The organism is Symploca atlantica LB2515, assembly GCF_052546295.1.
In genome coordinates this window covers 5,005,396-5,022,412 of record NZ_JBQWMT010000001.1, presented here as the reverse complement: position 1 = coordinate 5,022,412, position 17,017 = coordinate 5,005,396, and the positions used below count along the sequence as shown (strand labels likewise).

The following is a 17,017-nucleotide window of genomic DNA, read 5'->3' as shown; positions in this document are numbered from 1 at the left end:
GTCATATTAGAAGAAGTTAATTTTTCTTGAGGTATTGCAGTATGGTAGAACCTTGGACAGCCTTAGGTGTTTCCCTGCTCAAGGACTTAGTATTTCAGGAAGTCCTGCTGAAACTAGGCAAGGATGCCTTAGAAGATTATGTCAAAGACTTCTTCAAGGACTGCATTAAGGGGGGTGTGGAATCCGCAAAACCAAATGTGCTGAAAAAAGCGCTAGGTGAATCTCTACAGCAATTCTTGCGGATCGTGCAGGATCAATTGGAATTGAACTGCGATATTTCCGGCGCTGAAATTAGAGATGACTATGAAATACGGATTGGAGAGTTTATTCGGAATCAGCAAGTTAAGCCATTATTGGGTAAAGCATTTGAAAAAGATTGCCGCCGTATCGATGGGACGAAATTAGGGGCAATTTGGCTAAACCATTACCCGCCAGCAATGCCTATGGATTTTGATTGGGATGGCGTGGCTAAAGAGTACGTTAAAGAAGCCAAACGCATTGTTAAGCAGTCGCCAGAATTAAGGGCAATTCTAGAGCTAGAAATTAAGAAAGCTATCGAGGAAAGCACTAGGGAAATTGCCGGAATTATTCCAGATTTTAACCTGAAAACCTACCAAGAAGGACTGCGAGAGCGCTACGGCAATCTCAAGTTAGATAGTTTAGATACTACTGGTTGTGCTTATAACGAACTGAAATTATGGCAGGTGTTTGTCCCCCAAAATGTTCGGCAATGTCAGGAATTTTTACCCCAAGCTTATGAAATTCCTAAGGGACATCAAAGACGCCTTCGGGAGAGTAACCAACTGGAAGAGGAAATTGATTTAGATGAATTGGCAAGATACAAAAAGGTTTATTTTCAACAGCCGATTAGCCCAGTTGGGGAGATTATCAAAGATCAAGAAACTTATCCCTATTTAGTCATTTTAGGTGATCCGGGTTCCGGCAAGTCTACCTTGTTGCAATATCTGGCGTTAAATTGGGCAAATTTATCCCCAAATGATGCAAAATTTCAGCCGATTCCGTTGCTAATTGAATTGCGGACTTACACACGCGATCGCAATTCTGGAAAATGCAAAGATTTTCTAGAATTCTTCCACAACGGCAATGTTATCTGCCACCTCAATCAGCACGAACTGCACGAACGGCTCAAAGCTGGCAAGGTTTTAGTAATGTTTGACGGCTTGGATGAGGTATTTGAGCCAGTGCAACGGGATGAAGTGATTACTGATATCCATCGCTTCACTAATGATTATCCCAAAGTGCGGGTAATTGTGACTTCTCGCGTAATTGGTTACAAGGCGCAACGGCTGCGAGATGCCCAATTTTCTCACTTCTTGTTGCAAGATTTAGAGCCAGAGCAAATCCAAGACTTCATCCACAAATGGCATGAATTAACCTTTGCTGACGAGGCAGATAAAGTTAGAAAGCGGGAGCGATTGCAACGGGCAATTAAGACATCCAAAGCGATTGGGGAACTGGCAGGAAATCCCCTGTTGCTGACAATGATGGCAATTTTGAACCGCAATCAAGAATTACCCAAAGATAGATCAGAATTATATAAGCAAGCCTCGCGAGTTTTGCTGCATCAGTGGGACGTGGAGCGGAAATTGTTAGAAGATCCGAAAGTTGATGCGGTCACAATTGATTATAAAGATAAACAGGCAATGCTGCGTCAGGTTGCCTATTTTATGCAGGCGGCAGATAAGGGTTTAGCTGGCAATCTAATTCGGAAGGAAGATTTAGAAAGGATTCTGATTGGCTATTTGAAAAGTATAGAAGTTAGTCAGGAGAGAAGAGTTGCTCGGTTACTGATTGAACAACTGCGGACTCGCAACTTTATTTTGTGTTTTTTGGGTGCTGATTCCTATGGGTTTGTACATCGGACATTTTTAGAATACTTCTGTGCCTCGGAGTTTTTTGAGCAGTTTGGAAAACGGGGACTTGAGGGAGGGTTGACGATTGAAGAACTCAAAACGGAAGTTTTTGGTAAGCATTGGCAGGATGAGTCTTGGCATGAAGTGTTGCGGCTGATTGTGGGGATGATTGATACGAGTTTTGCTGGAGAAATTATTGATTATTTAATGGATTTAGATGGCGAAGAGGAAAAATTTATCAATCTATTTCTGGCGGCTGAGTGTCTTTTAGATGTGAGAAATCCTGCTGCGATTGCATCAATAGCTGATAAGTTACTCGAACAGCTACAGGGGTTAATGAATTACGGAACCTTAATTTTAAGCCCTCGCACTGATAGAGATATAGAACATTACATTAGAGACATTAGAGACATTAGAGTAACTAAAATTCGCACCCAAGCTGTTGCATCAGTTGCCACGATTTGGAAAGATGACCCCAATACCTTAGCCATCCTCAAACAACAGGCGCAACAAAATAATGATTGGGTTGTGCGAAGTGCAGCGCTGCGAGAGTTAGCCCGTGGCTGGAAAGATGACCCCAATACCTTAGCCATCCTCAAACAACGGGTAAAAGAGGATGACGATGAGATGGTGCGAAGTGTAGCCCTGCTAGAATTAGCCTGTGGCTGGAAAGATGACCCTGATACCTTAGCCATCCTCAAACAACGGGTAAAAGAGGATGACGATACGATGGTGCGAAGTGCAGCCCTGCGAGAATTAGCCCTTGGCTGGAAAGATGAGCCTTGGCTATTTGAATTGTTGTGCAGTATTGCTGTTAATGACCCCTTTGAACGCGAAAAAAACTACCAAGACAACCCTCGACAATTAGCACTTGAGCTCATCATCAAGCAATATCCCAACCATCTCCAAACTCTATCCCTGTTGAAGGATAGAGCAGACAATGACCCAGATGAAAAAGTGAGAGAGTTCGCCAAGGAGAAATTAGAGCAATTAGAAAGGCAAAATTAGAACTGTGGGAAGTGAGGAGCGATGAACACACCTAGCTTATGCCAAAGAAAATCAGGGAATTGAAAAGCTTACTCTTGAAAGCAGGTTTCACTTGGAGTCCTGGTAAAGGTAGTCATACGAAGTGGTTTCATCCTCTGCTACCTGGAAAACTGACTTTATCAGGTAAAGATGGAGATAATGCCAAGTTATATCAAGAGAAAGACGTTAACAATGCACTTCAAAGACTAAAAGAAATTCAACAAGAGGAAGACGAACAATGAAATCTCACTACACGATCATTATTCAATGGTCAGATGAAGACCAGTGTTATGTTGTCAGTTTGCCTGAGTGGGGAGAGTTCTGTCATACTCACGGGGATACATACGAAGAAGCTCTGAAGAATGCTCAGGAAGTTTTAGAACTTCTCATCGAGTCAGCTTTAGACGAAGGTGAGCCACTACCAAAACCTATAATTTTCGGGCAGTTATCTCAAGTAGCTTTATCCTCCTTTTAGGATGAAATCAACAGCAGCACAACAACGGATGACAAAGTAGAAAAGTCTTGAACTTAAACATCATGACACTAACCAAATACGAAGTTGCATTCGTATATAGCACTTGCTCTTTCTTGTCCCCTCGTCCCCTTGATCACTCTACAGTTTAGAGCGCAACTCCGTACCACGATCCCCCGTCGCCAGTGCTACGACACACAACAAAACAAAATTATTTGAACAATTTTCAAAACTTTCCGGATACCATAGGCAAAGACCCGAAGAAATGAAATCGAACGTTACATAAAATCAGCAGTATGCCCGAATATCAATGGAAGCTGACTATTGTAGAGCGCAACTTATTGCTTTCTAACTGGATGAGACTGATACCAGAAGCGCAAGAGCGAATGTTAGAGGAAGCTGATCAATTGATTGCAGACTTGCCTCTATCAGATAGGCAGCGGTTAATGGCATCACTGGGAATACTTCAACAACATACAGAAAAAAATTTGCAAAAGAGAATCATGCAAATTTTGAGTCCTAAGTCAAGTAAGGACATCATCAACGTGCTGGAATTTAATGTCAAAAACAATAACCTCTCTCTCAGTACTCCACAGGTGAATTCAGTCACCTTAGTGAAATCGATTAACTAAGAGAATTAGAGGTAATATAGCCGCAGGCTTGAGTCTGCGGGTCTATATTTACTTCTACTCAAGCAGCAGACACTAGCAATCTGCTATACCAATTGTCCAAGTCAGCCAAAGCGCGATCACGATATACTCCGTATCGCTCCCGCTTATTCTTAATTCGCGTTGGCAACTCGGGCAAAATGCCAAAATTCGGCGGCATCGGTTGAAAATGTTTCGGTGAGGCAGAACTAATAAACTCAAACAGTGAACCAATCATTGTGGTTACTGGCAAGGTTATCGGTGGCAAACCCAACACTAGCCGCGCTGCATTTGTCCCAGCCAGCCAACCACCCGCAGTAGCTGCTGTATAGCCTTCTGTACCCACCAACTGACCAGCCGCCAGTAACATGGGGCGTTGCTTAAATTGCAGCGTCGGGTGCAATAGTTGAGGAGCATTCAGGAAAGTATTGCGATGCATTACCCCCATGCGCACAAACTCCGCCTCCTCCAGACCCGGAATTAGCCGAAATACCCGTTTCTGTTCACTCCAGCGCAAATTTGTCTGAAATCCCACCATATTCCACAACTGACCCGCCTTGTCTTCTTGGCGCAGTTGTGTAACCGCATAGGGACGTTTGTGCTTATTTTCTGGTTCGCGAAAGTCTCCCTGACGGGCATCAAATAAACCTACCGGCTTCAAAGGACCGTAGCGCATGGTATCTTCTCCCCGCCGCGCCATTTCCTCAATCGGTAGGCAACCTTCAAAAAATTTGGCGGTTTCTTGCTCAAAATCTTTCAATTCCGCTTTTTCGGCTGCACAAAGTTCTTGCCGAAACTGGAGATATTGCTCCTGATTCATCGGACAATTCAGATAAGCTGCTTCGCCTTTGTCATAGCGAGATGCCATAAAGGCAATGTCACGATTGATTGATTCTCCCACCACAATTGGCGAAGCAGCATCAAAAAAGCTGAAGTATTCTAGACCAGTAAAGCGTTGCAAGTCTTCACTTAAGGCCGGGGTAGTCAGAGGACCAGTAGTAAGGACAACTATGCTATCGGTGGGAATTTGTTCAACTTCCTGCCGACGCAACTCAATCAGGGGATGACTAGCAAGAGTTTCCGTCAATTCGTGGCTAAATACACCCCTGTCTACCGCTAAAGCACCACCTGCCGGGACAGCGTGTTGATCAGCTTTACGGATAATAATCGAGCCAAGGCTGCGCAGTTCTGTATGTAGCAAACCAGCAGCGCGATCGCTTGAGGCAGCACCAAAGGAATTACTACACACCAGTTCCGCCAGTTCTTCTGTGTGATGGGCCGGGGCGGTTCTGCTTGGTCGCATCTCGTGCAGTACCACTGGCACTCCTGCTTGAGCAATTTGCCATGCAGCTTCTGTGCCAGCTAGACCACCTCCGATGACCTGAATGGGTTGTTGCTCCATGATCCTTCTTTGACCTCCCTTAAATTATGTTAGCCAGACTCCTATTTTTCTGCCTCGCCAAGCATACCAGGATGTACTATGGTAATATCATCGAACTCTGGATCTGGTAACTCACTCTTTTCGGGATCTGGTAACTCACTCTTTTTGTCATTTCCCCTGTTCCGGTAGTAGGTCGCACTCACTTCAGGACCGAAGATAATGTCATCTTGGTCTTCAAGATCATGAGCCTTAAGTTTACGACCGTTAATCAGGATACCGTTAACACTAAGATTGCCTTGGAGATCACCATCAACAATCCGGTAATAGTAGCTCCCGTCATCACGACTGCGTCGCACCAATGTAGCGTGTCGGCGAGAGACAAAATTTGAGAAGTGGGGGAAAAGATGAATATCAGAATTTTCTTTTCTACCAATAGAATAGACTTCCCCTACGAGGGTAAATTCTCTACATCCCTTGTCGTCTTTAACCACAAACGAATGACTATCTTGTTCTTCTGAAAGTCTTGAAGGCTTAGTGCTAAAATCGCGTGTTGCAATATTAGACAAAGATTGATAATTGTGAGAGGTTTTGGCTTCAGGCATTTTCTTGCATTAGGGCAGTATTCTCTTTGATGATGAATTGCACTCTGATGATAGGTGAGGAAACTCCTTTCCCCACGGACGAATAGCTACTGGGAGCTGACTATTCGCCCAAAAAGCTGACCAATCTAGAGGGGTTTGTACCTAGTTTAACTACTTAGCCATTTGAGGGAAAATGGCGATTGACGAATGATTAATACTTAGCTACTTGTACACTCTGAATCTCTTACAAATTTAAGAGCCTAGTAATCGTAACAGGTGCCGGTAAGATAATGCTTACTAAAACCACCATAGCTAAAAAGCCGCATAGATCACGCCAGTTGTCAAGTTCTGAAACATCGTTAAGAGCCGGTTCGTCTGCTACTGGCATGAATAACAAGATAATTGCCCACAGCAACAAATCTGGCTCAAGCAAGGCTAATACCAACATCAACAGCCGGGTAATCTGACCGATTATGGCACCAATTCTCTGGCCAAGCATGGCATGGACAACATGACCGCCATCAAGTTGACCTACTGGCATTAAATTGAAAGCCGTCACCACCAAACCGATGTAACCAGCTACTGCCACAGGATGAAGCTTAATTGCCATTGCTGAGGTTAATTGAGAACCCAACGCCCCTTTACTCAGTACAGTGAGTAACAAAGAAAATCTAGGGTCTAGGGATTCATAATTCAATAATCCTGAGGCATCAGAAAGAGGAACCACACTAGAGTGAGCTAATCCCCAAATTAGCAGTGGTATAGTCACAATCAACCCGGCGAGAGGTCCAGCAATCCCGACATCGAATAAAGCCTTACGGTTCGGTACAGGCGATCGCATCTGGATAAAAGCCCCAAAAGTTCCTAGGAAAAACACAGGAATCAAGTCCAGTGCGCCCAAGAAAAAGGGTGAGGGGATAAAATAGGGCAGCGTTGTCTGCATCTTGTAGAACATTGCTGCTAGGTAATGGCCCATCTCGTGGATGCTGAGAATTGCCATTAATGCCAGAGCATAGGGCAGACCTTGTAATAAAGTTGCTGGATCTGATGTGAGCTGTTCAGCAGAAAAGCCAGCAATCCTTACCCCAATTACAGTGGTGGTAAACAAAGTAATCAACATCAATCCCAACGCCAAAGCCTTGCCTTCGACAGGTTGGCGTTCTTTGGGAATCCCATCTTCCCTGGTTTTGGTTTGGGGATTAGGGACCAGGGCAAAGAATGGCTTACCACTGAGACTTTCTTGAAAGAGTAAAAAGAAGCGATCGCCAAATTCTGCCTCAACATTGTCCCGCACAGTCTGGTAAGCTGCCTCCGGGTTGGTACGCAGCTTACCCCGACACAAAACGGCCTGCGGTCGGTACTCCACATTTTGAAGATAGTAGACTCCCCAAGGAAAGCAATTTCTGAGATCGGTTTCTTCCTGTTTAGTAATCGGACGCAGTGTTGGTTCCTTGGCAATTGCTGGAACTTGTCGACTAGCAACAGAGGCTTGATTTTCTGTCTGTGTTTTCTGGGAAGCTGGTGGGTTAGCGTCTCGCCTTCCCCACTGAATCAACAGCCAATACAACAGTGGGCAAGCTACAAACAGAGCAAGCATTAATTCAGTGGGCAATGGTACGTCCTCACCTTTGGCTAAAGTCCAGCCACCCAAAACCAGTGCTGGTGTCATCATCACCAGCCACAACAACCAGACTGGCGTACGGGTGATACGAGCAACACTGCGATTAATGATGAAGTAGGTGATAAGACCCAGTAAAATTAGGAGCAACCAAAGTTCCATGATGTATAGATCAAAATTAATGTAAAGAAGCAGTCTTGACAAAAGTCATTACCGTTCACTAATAAACACTACGGTCATATCCAGGCATACAATAATTGTGCAACCCGATTTACCCCAACAGGGCGACTTTATTCTTTCTCAAAGATCATCGTCAAAGCAGCCAGAAGCTGCTTTCAAACCACCACACTCCATCCTCGAGACCATTTTTGCTTTTCCACCCAGTCGAGATACTTTGGGTGGTACAGCCTACCTTATTGTAGAAAATACCGTCAACATCCTGATCGATTGTCCAGCTTGGAATGAAACTAACGAGCAATTTCTACATCAACAAGGAGGAATATCTCTACTTTTTCTTACCCATAGGGGCGGCATTGGCAGAGTACAAGAATTTCAATCTACTTTTGGTTGTCCGATTATCATCCAAGAACAAGAAGCCTACTTGTTACCAGGACTCAACGTCAGGTCATTTCAAAAAGAGTTAACCATTACTCCTCGCTGCTGCGCTATCTGGACACCTGGACACTCACCTGGTTCAGCTTGCCTTTACTATACTGCTGCCGGCGGTGTTCTGTTTTCTGGGCGTCATTTATTACCAAACCGACAAGGAGAACCTGTCCCTTGGCGAACCTCAAAAACTTTTCATTGGCCCAGACAACTGCAAAGCGTCGAGTCTCTAAAAGGGCACTTTACGGCGGAAACTCTCAGTTATATCTGTCCTGGTGCTAATACAGGCTTTCTGCGAGGTAAAGGTGTGATTGACCAGGCTTATCAAAGTTTGTCTCGGCTGAATAGAGAAAGTTGAAAATTGCTAATTGAGCTGTATACACCAGCATCTGGCTGATCATCTCAACTCAATATTCCCTTTTTTTGTTAGCAATTTTCAGCGCCAGGGGAGGGGTTGTTCCTTTTCTAGCTGAAAAAATGAGCGCTTGCCTTGGCGGCGACATTGATGGCCTCAAAGCATTTTGCCAAGACACCTCCTGAATCAATGGACAACAATTGAGCAAGTTACGGGCTAATTACTAATTACCTCAGCAAGCACTGACTGACCTGCCAACAATTTTACTGCTGCCTGATATTGGCTATCTACTGCCGTTCCTACTTGGTCGAGAGAGATTGACTCTAGGGGAACTTCTAAGTCTGGTTTTATCCCCAGTTTATTGATGTCGTGGTGGCTAGGTGTTTCATACTTGGCAACAGTAACAGCCAATCCTGAGCCATCCGACAGGTCAAATAAAGATTGAATTAGACCTTTACCAAAAGTTTTTTCACCAATGAGCTTAGCTCGACCATTATCCTGCAAAGCTCCGGCAAGAATCTCACTGGCGCTAGCACTCCCTTGGTTAACTAACACTACTAGCGGATCTTTTGTCAATGCCTGACCATAGGCTTCAAAACTGCCTAGCGTTCCCTGGCGGTTGACTGTATAGACAATAGTGCCTTCATCTAGCCAAATACGGGCAATTTCGATACCTGCTTGCAGTAAGCCGCCAGGATTGTTGCGCAGATCAAGAATGTAGGAATCTACACCCTTTTCTTCTAGTTCAGCAACCGCATGAGCAACTTCTGCGGGAGCATTGGCACTGAATTGGGTCAGGCGAATGTAACCAACAGGTACACCACTGGGCTGCTCATCTAAAGCGGCATATACTGGATTGAGGGAAATGCGATCGCGCACTAGTTCAAGAGAATTTTTCGCCCCTTTTTTCTTACCTTGGATTTTCAGGGTAACACTGGTGCCAACCGGGCCACGCATCAGGGAGGCCGCCTCATCAAGGGTCATTTCGGACGTTGCTTGCCCGTCAATTTCTAGGATATGGTCAAGTGGTTGGATGCCAGCGGCTTCCGCCGGCGAACCGGCAATTGGTGCTACGACAATTAACCCTCCAGTTTCCGCATCAAGAGCAATCTGTAGTCCCACCCCTGAGAGTTCCCCAGAGGTGTTCACCTGCAAACTACGATATTGCTCCGGCTTTAATAGCCGAGTGAAAGGATCATCAAGACTTCCTAACATTTTCTCAATGGCAGCATAAGTTGCCTCGCGGTTTTGCAGACGCTTTTGCAGAGAATGCTGACGCAGTAACCACCAGTTCTGGCTGTTAAAGGTGTCATCTAAATAAGCTTGGGAGACAATGCGCCAAGCTTGGGAGAATAGTTGTTGCTCATTGGTAAAAGCCGACGCTGGTGGTGTCCAGCAAGCTGAGAGGAAAACAATTTGGAAGGTTAGTAAGATTCCTACCCAGAAAGCTCGTTTGTGCATCATTAAAATTTTCATATCAGGCTATGATTTTCTCATTTTTCAGTGTGGCAGAGCCTTGGATGAGAAGAGAACTTGAAATAGATTTCTTGCTTGAGTCTCTTTGGTAGCACAAGAACGAGTCTTTGTGAGTTAATCTCTGAGAGCCTCAACTCCTGTCAAGTTATGTTACATTTCTTGTAAAGGGGAGAGCAAACTTAGATCAGAAATTCTGACCTAATTTGTCTGAGTTCGGTGAAAGCGGTGTTTGGCAACCTTAACTCAAGCAGTCAGCTTTGCTGCACTAAGCAATTCAGCTTTAGCGTCGGCTTGGGGAAAAATGCAACAAACATTTGAGTGTAAGTGCTGGCAGTGAGGCTACAAATCTGATGCCTGTTGAGCATTTCCGAGAACTTCCCCAACTCGGAGTGTTTACCAACATGTTCTCGCCTAGGCGTTTTTAGCACCTGTAGCAAACCAAAAGCAAAGCCTCTTTTCGTGGCCCGGAATAGGTGAGGGAATCAAATACAACAAATTTTCCGAGCCTTGGCTTACCAAATTTGCTGTAAGCAGCACAGTCAAACTCTGCCGATAGCCAACTCTTCAACAGAAAAAGTGCTTTTTCTCCGTCACTAATTCTGTCCAAAGAGTAACCATCGACAACTCGGAGAACATATAATAATCTCCCCGGCGGCAACCCGCCTTTCCAGGGAAAAACACTTCCAAAAACAGCAAGCTCCTTTTAGGAATTCCGGACTTCATGTTTTCTAAGCAGATAACCGAATCAAAAGCCTTCAACTGGTTTGAGGAACGCCTCGAAGTTCAGGCGCTAGCCGACGACATCACCACCAAGTACGTACCTCCCCACGTAAATATTTTTTACTGCCTGGGAGGTATTACCCTAACTTGCTTCATCATCCAGTTTGCCACTGGATTTGCCATGACCTTCTACTACAGACCGACGGTCGCAGAAGCATTTACCTCGGTACAGTATTTGATGACAGACGTCAACTTCGGCTGGCTCATTCGCTCCGTCCACCGCTGGTCTGCCAGCATGATGGTGCTGATGATGATTTTGCACGTCTTCCGTGTCTACCTCACTGGCGGCTTCAAAAAGCCTCGTGAGTTGACTTGGGTTACAGGCGTGATTCTGGCAGTAATCACCGTTTCCTTCGGTGTTACCGGCTATTCACTACCTTGGGACCAAGTCGGATACTGGGCAGTCAAAATTGTTTCTGGCGTTCCCGAAGCAATCCCCTTTGTAGGTCCTCTAATCGTGGAACTACTTCGTGGTGGTGTAAGTGTTGGGCAAGGCACCTTGAGCCGCTACTATAGCTTGCATACCTTTGTTTTACCTTGGCTGATTGCAGTCTTCATGCTATTGCACTTCATCATGATTCGTAAGCAAGGCATTTCTGGTCCTTTGTAAGTTGCGCCGACAGCTAAGCCTGATTAAGAAAAGGCTATTAAAGCTGGGATGTCAGCATAATTGACCCCAAATGAGACTTCACCCAGAATAGGTAATTTTAACCAGCATCAACACCTCAAAAGTCAACAGCTAGTAGGTAAGCTGAGTCTGCGTCAACCTGGCATCATACCTAAACCAGTAAACCCCTATTTTGGGGAAAAGTTTGCAGTCACCATGACCGCTCTGGGGGCCATAGCATAGATAAGCGACCTTGAAATATGCCAAAATCTGACTATTGACAGTGCTAGAGAGGCTTTTCTAAGCAGATGAATCGAGAAGTTACTCTCTTATGCTCAAGCTGGTTACAGCACACTGTCGAAGTCTAGACTAGGTTACCGCTAATACCTGCTGATCTTTGTTCATTAAGGAGAATAAGCAAACAATGGCAACTGTTAAAAAGCCGGATCTTGCTGATCCACAGTTACGCGCCAAACTAGCAAAAGGGATGGGTCATAACTACTATGGCGAACCCGCTTGGCCAAATGACCTACTCTATATCTTTCCCGTAGTGATCATGGGGTCAATTGCTCTATGCATTGGTCTAGCAGTTCTTGACCCAGCAATGATTGGAGAAGCGGCAGACCCCTTTGCCACTCCTCTAGAAATCCTTCCGGAATGGTATTTATATCCAGTTTTTCAAATTCTACGCGTTGTACCTAACAAACTGTTGGGTATTTCAGCGATGGCCGGTGTTCCCCTAGGTTTGATACTGGTTCCCTTTATCGAGAACGTTAACAAGTTCCAAAATCCATTTCGCCGTCCAGTAGCAACTACTGTATTCATGATTGGTACTGTGGTTACCCTCTGGCTGGGTATTGGTGCAACCTTCCCGATTGACAAATCTTTTACCTTAGGCTTGTTCTAGTCTCAGGATAGATTGAGGAGTCTCTAAGCAATTAGGAAGCCTCAACAACACTTTTTGTAATTAAAACCTGGGTATTTCCCCGACTTAATTACTTTTACAAACGCCTGTAAGTGTCTTAGCAGTACTCAAGTATTGCCGATAGACATTAACAGGCGTTAATTTTTGAGCATTTTTCGGGGTTTTGGTACACAGTTGCCTTGACTTGTATGCAGACAACAGGGTTTGCAGAGAATCGCCCAAGGGTAAACCAGCAAAGCGAAGGGATGACCGTAGGACAGACAGTGATAGGTAATAGATAATAGATAATAGGTTTTGGAAGAAGGAGTTGAGACTCACCGGATGATTCAGCAAAAAAACAGATTATTGTTACTTATTACTTATTACTTATGTTGAGGGGCAAGACCTCTTGGAAGCAAACGACTAATACCGGAAGTGACCACGTATTTCTCTTTTTAGAAATATTTGAGCGAGAAGGAGGTATTCAGTCTTATGTCAAGGACATCTTTGAGTCCTATCTCTCAATAAGACATCAAGGAGATGCTAGCAGCAGTGCTGCTAAGAGAGCAGAGATATTTTTACTCAGGGATAGCCCAGAATGCACCAATCCCTTTGCTGTCCACCCCTTAAAATTTCATTACCTGAAAAGCAAAAGTCCCATGCTAGGACGCTTCAAGTTTGCCGCAGCAGTTTGGCAATGTCTCTGGCAAAAATCTCCTAGCCATGTATTCTGTGGTCATATTAAATTGGCGTCCCTAACCAGGCTACTATGCCAGCCCCTGGGTATTCCTTACACAGTAATAACTTATGGCAAGGAAGTGTGGGAAAGCTTACCCCATCAGCAACATAAGGCGCTAAAAACAGCAACAGGAATTTGGACAATCAGTCGCTACACTCGCGATCGCCTCTGCGCCGCCAATGACTTAGATGTTGAGAAAGTGCAGCTATTACCTTGTGTGGTAGATGGTGATGCTTTTACCCCCGGGCCGAAGTCCCCCGAACTGATAGCAGAGTATGGTCTAGGTGGTGCTAAGGTACTGATGACCGTTGCTCGGCTATGGTCGGGCGATATTTATAAAGGTGTCGATGTCACAATTCGGGCACTTCCTGCGATCGCAGCAGTTTTTCCAGACGTCAAATATCTCGTAATTGGTCGCGGCGATGATCAACCGAGACTAGCACAACTGGCTCAAGATTTAGGCGTGGCTGAGCGCGTTGTCTTTGCTGGTTTTATTCCTACACCCGCCCTAGTAGAACACTACCGCCTTGCTGATGCCTACGTCATGCCCTCCCAGGAAGGGTTTGGTATCGTTTATTTAGAGGCGATGGCTTGTGGTAAACCAGTGCTTGCTGGTGACGCTGATGGTTCTGCTGACCCTTTGCAGGATGGACGCCTCGGCTGGCGAGTTCCCCACCGCAATCCAGCAGCCGTAGCTCAAGCTTGTATTGAAATATTTACAGGGGAGGACGAGCGTTGTAACGGTCAATGGTTAAGACAACAGTGCCTTAGCCTGTTTGATCAAGATGCTCTAACCCAGCGCTTAAAACAACTACTCAATCACGCTACGGCTTCCTCGTCTTCATCAGTCGGTAATCTGGACTAGGATGGAGGTAGATCAAAAAGTTATGCACCCTGAAAGATTACTGTGAACCAGAACATTCCTAAACTTGCTCAGTTCAACATATCTGGCGCAGGCTGTTGGCTCCTTTTCTTCTCAATTTGTTTGTTGCTAGGAGCGGTTGGCTTAGGCTGGGTAGTCAACGGGTTTTTGATTCTGATTGGATTATTAATCATCTCACCAGTAATTGGGTGGCTAGTATTTAGCTGGTGGATCAAACGCAATCTGGTTCAAGACACATGTCCAGTCTGTGCCTACGAGTTTACTGGTTTCAATCAAACTCAGTGTCAGTGTCCTAACTGTGCAACACCCCTGAAGGTAGAAGAAGGGCATTTTGCTCGATTGACACCCCCCGGTACGATTGATGTTGAAGCGGTAGAAGTACCAGTTAAGCAGATTGAAGATTAGAAGTTTATAGTTGTAAATTGCCTGTGGCGTCTGAGAAGCGGCCGTTTTGATCACCCACGGCTTCTAGATAAGTAGCTTATTGAGAGTTCTTTTGAGTAGTGATTGATAGTGTATAAGCAGTTTGACCACCAGCACGATCACCCACGTAGATCGAGTATTGACCTTCTACCCACAATCCTGAATCTTCAATATTTTGCCCCGGTAAACCCTGTACACAGGTGCTTCCGCTTGGTCCCTCAATAAAGAGTGTTGGTTGACCAGTGCTTTGCACAATGAAGCGCAGGTAGTTGAATTTTTGACCTAGGTTAATTACATGATTAGGTGTTGCTCCAATCATGCCGCAGCTTTTACTGGCCTGTGAACCGCCGGAGGTTCCCGTCAAAACCAGCGGATCTGGTTCAAATCCAGGCTGAATCTCCCTATTTTGAGAGTAAGCAGCACCTATACTGCTCAAAAAAATAGCCAAGGCGATGGGAATAACCATCGAGTAGTTAAATGTTTTCATCTGTCATCTTTCCCTAAACTTTTTTTAGGTTTTGCTAATCAAAGTATCCTAAATTATTTGACGTTTAGGGGCTTTATCTGTTCCTGTTGAACAAGTGTCACGGTAGCTGATTAATCGTTGTTTTACTACATAGAGAGGATGCTCAAGCTTTGAGCAAATTCCGTCGCTAACTACCGCTTGACCCTATCGGGTACAAGCGTAGGATGCGCGACGGTCAGGATTTATCAGCTTTACCGTGATTCTTAATGTAAGTAATTAGTACATCAATACTGGCACTAGCTCCTACAGAAATAATCGTCGAGCCATCGTTCCAAAATTCACCACCCCAAAGATATTCTTCCAAATAGTCACCGTACTCCTTCCGCATTCGGCGAGAGGATACGGATTTCACATTTTTGATCAAGTTAACCAAGTTTAATCCTGGATAAGCATCAAACAAGATGTGAATGTGGTCGCCTTCCCCACCCAGTTCAATAGGTTCGCACTCCCATTTCACCAGCAATGTAATGAGGATTTGCTTTAACCTATCCTGCATCTCTTGGGTCAAGATATCTTTGGGATACTTCAATGTGAGGATTAAGTGGTAGCACAACCTGAAAGTCATGTGATTTCTGGATTTTAGCTTTAAATTTTTCTCTTTATTCACTGCTACAATCATTGCATGGGCAATTCAATTGTACGCACAGATCGGTGGCAGTTAGCACCGACACCAGAGCAGGTGAAGCATTTAGAGCGAACAGAGAAGATGTATCGCTCCTACGCTCGTGCTTTGATTGGTGTCGTTTTCACTCACTTTGACCAAATAGTGAGTGCCGACTCTCCTTGTGCGGCAACTGAACGACTCATTCATGCCACCAAAAATAATCCCAATCCTCGATACCAATACTTGGGACGGAATTTTTACAAGTTTCCGTCCTACCTGCGTCGAGCCATTATTCAAGCCGCTATCGGGCAAGTCTCTAGTTTCGTGACTCGTTATTACCGATGGCAGCAAGGACGACGCTCCAAAAGAAATGCACTGCCTCCTATACTCAACGCCGTGACGAATTTGCACGTTGTTTTGTATAGAGGGCAGTGCATTTTGTTTGAAGAAGATTGCGTCCACATCAAGGTCTACAACGGTAGGGAGTGGACATGGGAAAAAATAGGGGTAGTTGGACGCCGAGAACGTCACAAGCTCCCAAACTCTAAGAGTTTGTCACCATCACTAGTAATGAATCACAAAGGAGTGTTCTTGGCAGTTCCCTTCCAGATCACACCTCCTAAGATGGGAAAACCCAAAAAAGTTTGTGGTGTTGACCTCGGATTGAATACAATTGCGGTAGCCTCAATCGTGAGTTCTGACGGCACTGTGACTGCAGGCCGATTCTTCAATAATTGTGCAGCCGACATAGACCGAAGGGATAAGCGATTGCAGGCTATTCGCCACAAAGCCCGTTTAACGATGAGAAAAACGGGCAAGCTGTACAAGGGTTTTTGTCAATCGATTTACCGGAAGGCTCACAATATCAACCGTCAAATCTGTCAGTTAGTTTCTAGGCAACTGGTAGATTGGACAGTACAGCAAGGGGCTGAGGTTATCGTCCTGGAAAACCTTAAGGGTTGGCGACCCAAGGGTGGCAAGAAAGGCTCTACCTTGCGTCAGCGGTTCCATGGTTGGATGAAGAGTCGATTGGCTCAACTCATTACCGAAAAATTTGAAGAACTGGGAGGCAAGGTCGAGTTTGTTTTTGCCCGTGGTACATCTAGTAATGCTTTTGATGGTTCTGGGACTGTAAAACGTTCCAAATCCAACTATTCTCTGGCTACATTCCAGACTGGGAAGCGGTACAATGCTGACCTTAGTGCGAGTTACAACATAGCGGCTAGATATTGGCTGAAAAACATTAAACCCACTCGGAGAAATCGCAGTGGGTCTGTTTCGGGCAAAAGTTCCCGAACGGAACCGAGAATGCCGGGCCTACTCTGTCATTTATGGAGCTAGACGCCACGCTTCTATTCGTAAGAATGAAGCGTGGAGCATTCACACAAAGACAATCGTAGCTAACTGTCTAGTTATTTAGTTTGACAAAGCTAGAAAAAACTCGGCAACTAAAGACCTAGGTAAAGTTCCTAATTCAATTGATCATTAATAGGGTGGAATCACACCCCCCGTCTG

At 45.0% G+C, this 17,017-nt stretch carries 16 protein-coding genes; 10 read left to right on the top strand and 6 right to left on the bottom strand.

Annotation, left to right across the window (positions count from 1 at the left end; all coding sequences use genetic code 11):
- Positions 1 to 41: 41 nt before the first annotated feature.
- From ACT7WV_RS20870 to ACT7WV_RS20855, 4 genes are all read left to right on the top strand, one after another.
- Positions 42 to 2,882: an NACHT domain-containing protein gene (locus ACT7WV_RS20870; protein ID WP_445104734.1), complete on the top strand. Its 2,841-nt coding sequence runs from the start codon at positions 42 to 44 to the stop codon at positions 2,880 to 2,882.
- A 38-nt stretch (positions 2,883 to 2,920) separates the two neighbouring features.
- A complete protein-coding gene (locus tag ACT7WV_RS20865) occupies positions 2,921 to 3,142 on the top strand; it encodes a type II toxin-antitoxin system HicA family toxin (RefSeq protein ID WP_445104733.1) in 222 nt (73 codons plus the stop codon).
- The gene (locus ACT7WV_RS20860; protein ID WP_445104732.1) at positions 3,139 to 3,375 is read left to right on the top strand and encodes a type II toxin-antitoxin system HicB family antitoxin; all 237 of its coding nucleotides are present in this window, start codon (positions 3,139 to 3,141) and stop codon (positions 3,373 to 3,375) included. Before ACT7WV_RS20865 ends, ACT7WV_RS20860 begins: the two co-directional genes overlap by 4 nt.
- A 293-nt stretch (positions 3,376 to 3,668) precedes the next feature.
- Positions 3,669 to 4,004: a hypothetical protein gene (locus ACT7WV_RS20855; RefSeq protein WP_445104731.1), complete on the top strand. Its 336-nt coding sequence runs from the start codon at positions 3,669 to 3,671 to the stop codon at positions 4,002 to 4,004.
- A 58-nt stretch (positions 4,005 to 4,062) separates the two neighbouring features.
- On the opposite strand, the gene trmFO is transcribed toward ACT7WV_RS20855, so the two are convergent.
- From trmFO to ACT7WV_RS20840, 3 genes are all read right to left on the bottom strand, one after another.
- Positions 4,063 to 5,421, bottom strand: a complete 1,359-nt coding sequence (gene trmFO, locus ACT7WV_RS20850; protein ID WP_445104730.1) for an FADH(2)-oxidizing methylenetetrahydrofolate--tRNA-(uracil(54)-C(5))-methyltransferase TrmFO — start codon at positions 5,419 to 5,421, stop codon at positions 4,063 to 4,065.
- 41 nt (positions 5,422 to 5,462) lie between these two features.
- A complete protein-coding gene (locus ACT7WV_RS20845; RefSeq protein WP_445104729.1) occupies positions 5,463 to 6,002 on the bottom strand; it encodes an FHA domain-containing protein in 540 nt (179 codons plus the stop codon).
- A gap of 223 nt (positions 6,003 to 6,225) precedes the next feature.
- On the bottom strand, positions 6,226 to 7,761 hold the full coding sequence (locus ACT7WV_RS20840) for a site-2 protease family protein (RefSeq protein ID WP_445104728.1): 1,536 nt from the start codon (positions 7,759 to 7,761) through the stop codon (positions 6,226 to 6,228).
- Positions 7,762 to 7,858: 97 nt separating this feature from the next.
- On the opposite strand from ACT7WV_RS20840, the gene ACT7WV_RS20835 reads away from it, so the two are divergent.
- Positions 7,859 to 8,563, top strand: coding sequence for an MBL fold metallo-hydrolase (locus tag ACT7WV_RS20835; protein ID WP_445104727.1), 705 nt, complete (start codon positions 7,859 to 7,861; stop codon positions 8,561 to 8,563).
- A 213-nt stretch (positions 8,564 to 8,776) separates the two neighbouring features.
- On the opposite strand, the gene ctpA is transcribed toward ACT7WV_RS20835, so the two are convergent.
- Entirely contained in the window at positions 8,777 to 10,021 is a 1,245-nt protein-coding gene (gene ctpA / locus ACT7WV_RS20830; protein ID WP_445105701.1) for a carboxyl-terminal processing protease CtpA, read from the bottom strand.
- 736 nt (positions 10,022 to 10,757) lie between these two features.
- On the opposite strand from ctpA, the gene petB reads away from it, so the two are divergent.
- The 4 genes from petB to ACT7WV_RS20810 all read left to right on the top strand — a co-directional run bounded on the left by petB (position 10,758) and on the right by ACT7WV_RS20810 (position 14,354).
- A complete protein-coding gene (gene petB / locus ACT7WV_RS20825) occupies positions 10,758 to 11,426 on the top strand; it encodes a cytochrome b6 (protein ID WP_445104726.1) in 669 nt (222 codons plus the stop codon).
- A gap of 421 nt (positions 11,427 to 11,847) precedes the next feature.
- On the top strand, positions 11,848 to 12,330 hold the full coding sequence (gene petD / locus ACT7WV_RS20820) for a cytochrome b6-f complex subunit IV (protein ID WP_445104725.1): 483 nt from the start codon (positions 11,848 to 11,850) through the stop codon (positions 12,328 to 12,330).
- 386 nt (positions 12,331 to 12,716) lie between these two features.
- A complete protein-coding gene (locus ACT7WV_RS20815) occupies positions 12,717 to 13,931 on the top strand; it encodes a glycosyltransferase family 4 protein (protein ID WP_445104724.1) in 1,215 nt (404 codons plus the stop codon).
- 42 nt (positions 13,932 to 13,973) lie between these two features.
- Entirely contained in the window at positions 13,974 to 14,354 is a 381-nt protein-coding gene (locus ACT7WV_RS20810; RefSeq protein ID WP_445104723.1) for a hypothetical protein, read from the top strand.
- Between the two features lie 76 nt (positions 14,355 to 14,430).
- Here the strand turns inward: ACT7WV_RS20810 and ACT7WV_RS20805 are convergent, their stop codons facing one another.
- Entirely contained in the window at positions 14,431 to 14,859 is a 429-nt protein-coding gene (locus ACT7WV_RS20805; protein WP_445104722.1) for a hypothetical protein, read from the bottom strand.
- A gap of 214 nt (positions 14,860 to 15,073) precedes the next feature.
- Positions 15,074 to 15,517, bottom strand: a complete 444-nt coding sequence (tnpA, locus tag ACT7WV_RS20800; RefSeq protein ID WP_445100940.1) for an IS200/IS605 family transposase — start codon at positions 15,515 to 15,517, stop codon at positions 15,074 to 15,076.
- Between the two features lie 3 nt (positions 15,518 to 15,520).
- Between tnpA and ACT7WV_RS20795 the strand changes: the two genes are divergently transcribed.
- Positions 15,521 to 16,843 carry an IS200/IS605 family accessory protein TnpB-related protein gene (locus ACT7WV_RS20795; protein ID WP_445100939.1) on the top strand — a complete coding sequence of 441 codons (1,323 nt, stop codon included), beginning with the start codon at positions 15,521 to 15,523 and terminating at the stop codon, positions 16,841 to 16,843.
- Positions 16,844 to 17,017 lie beyond the last annotated feature (174 nt).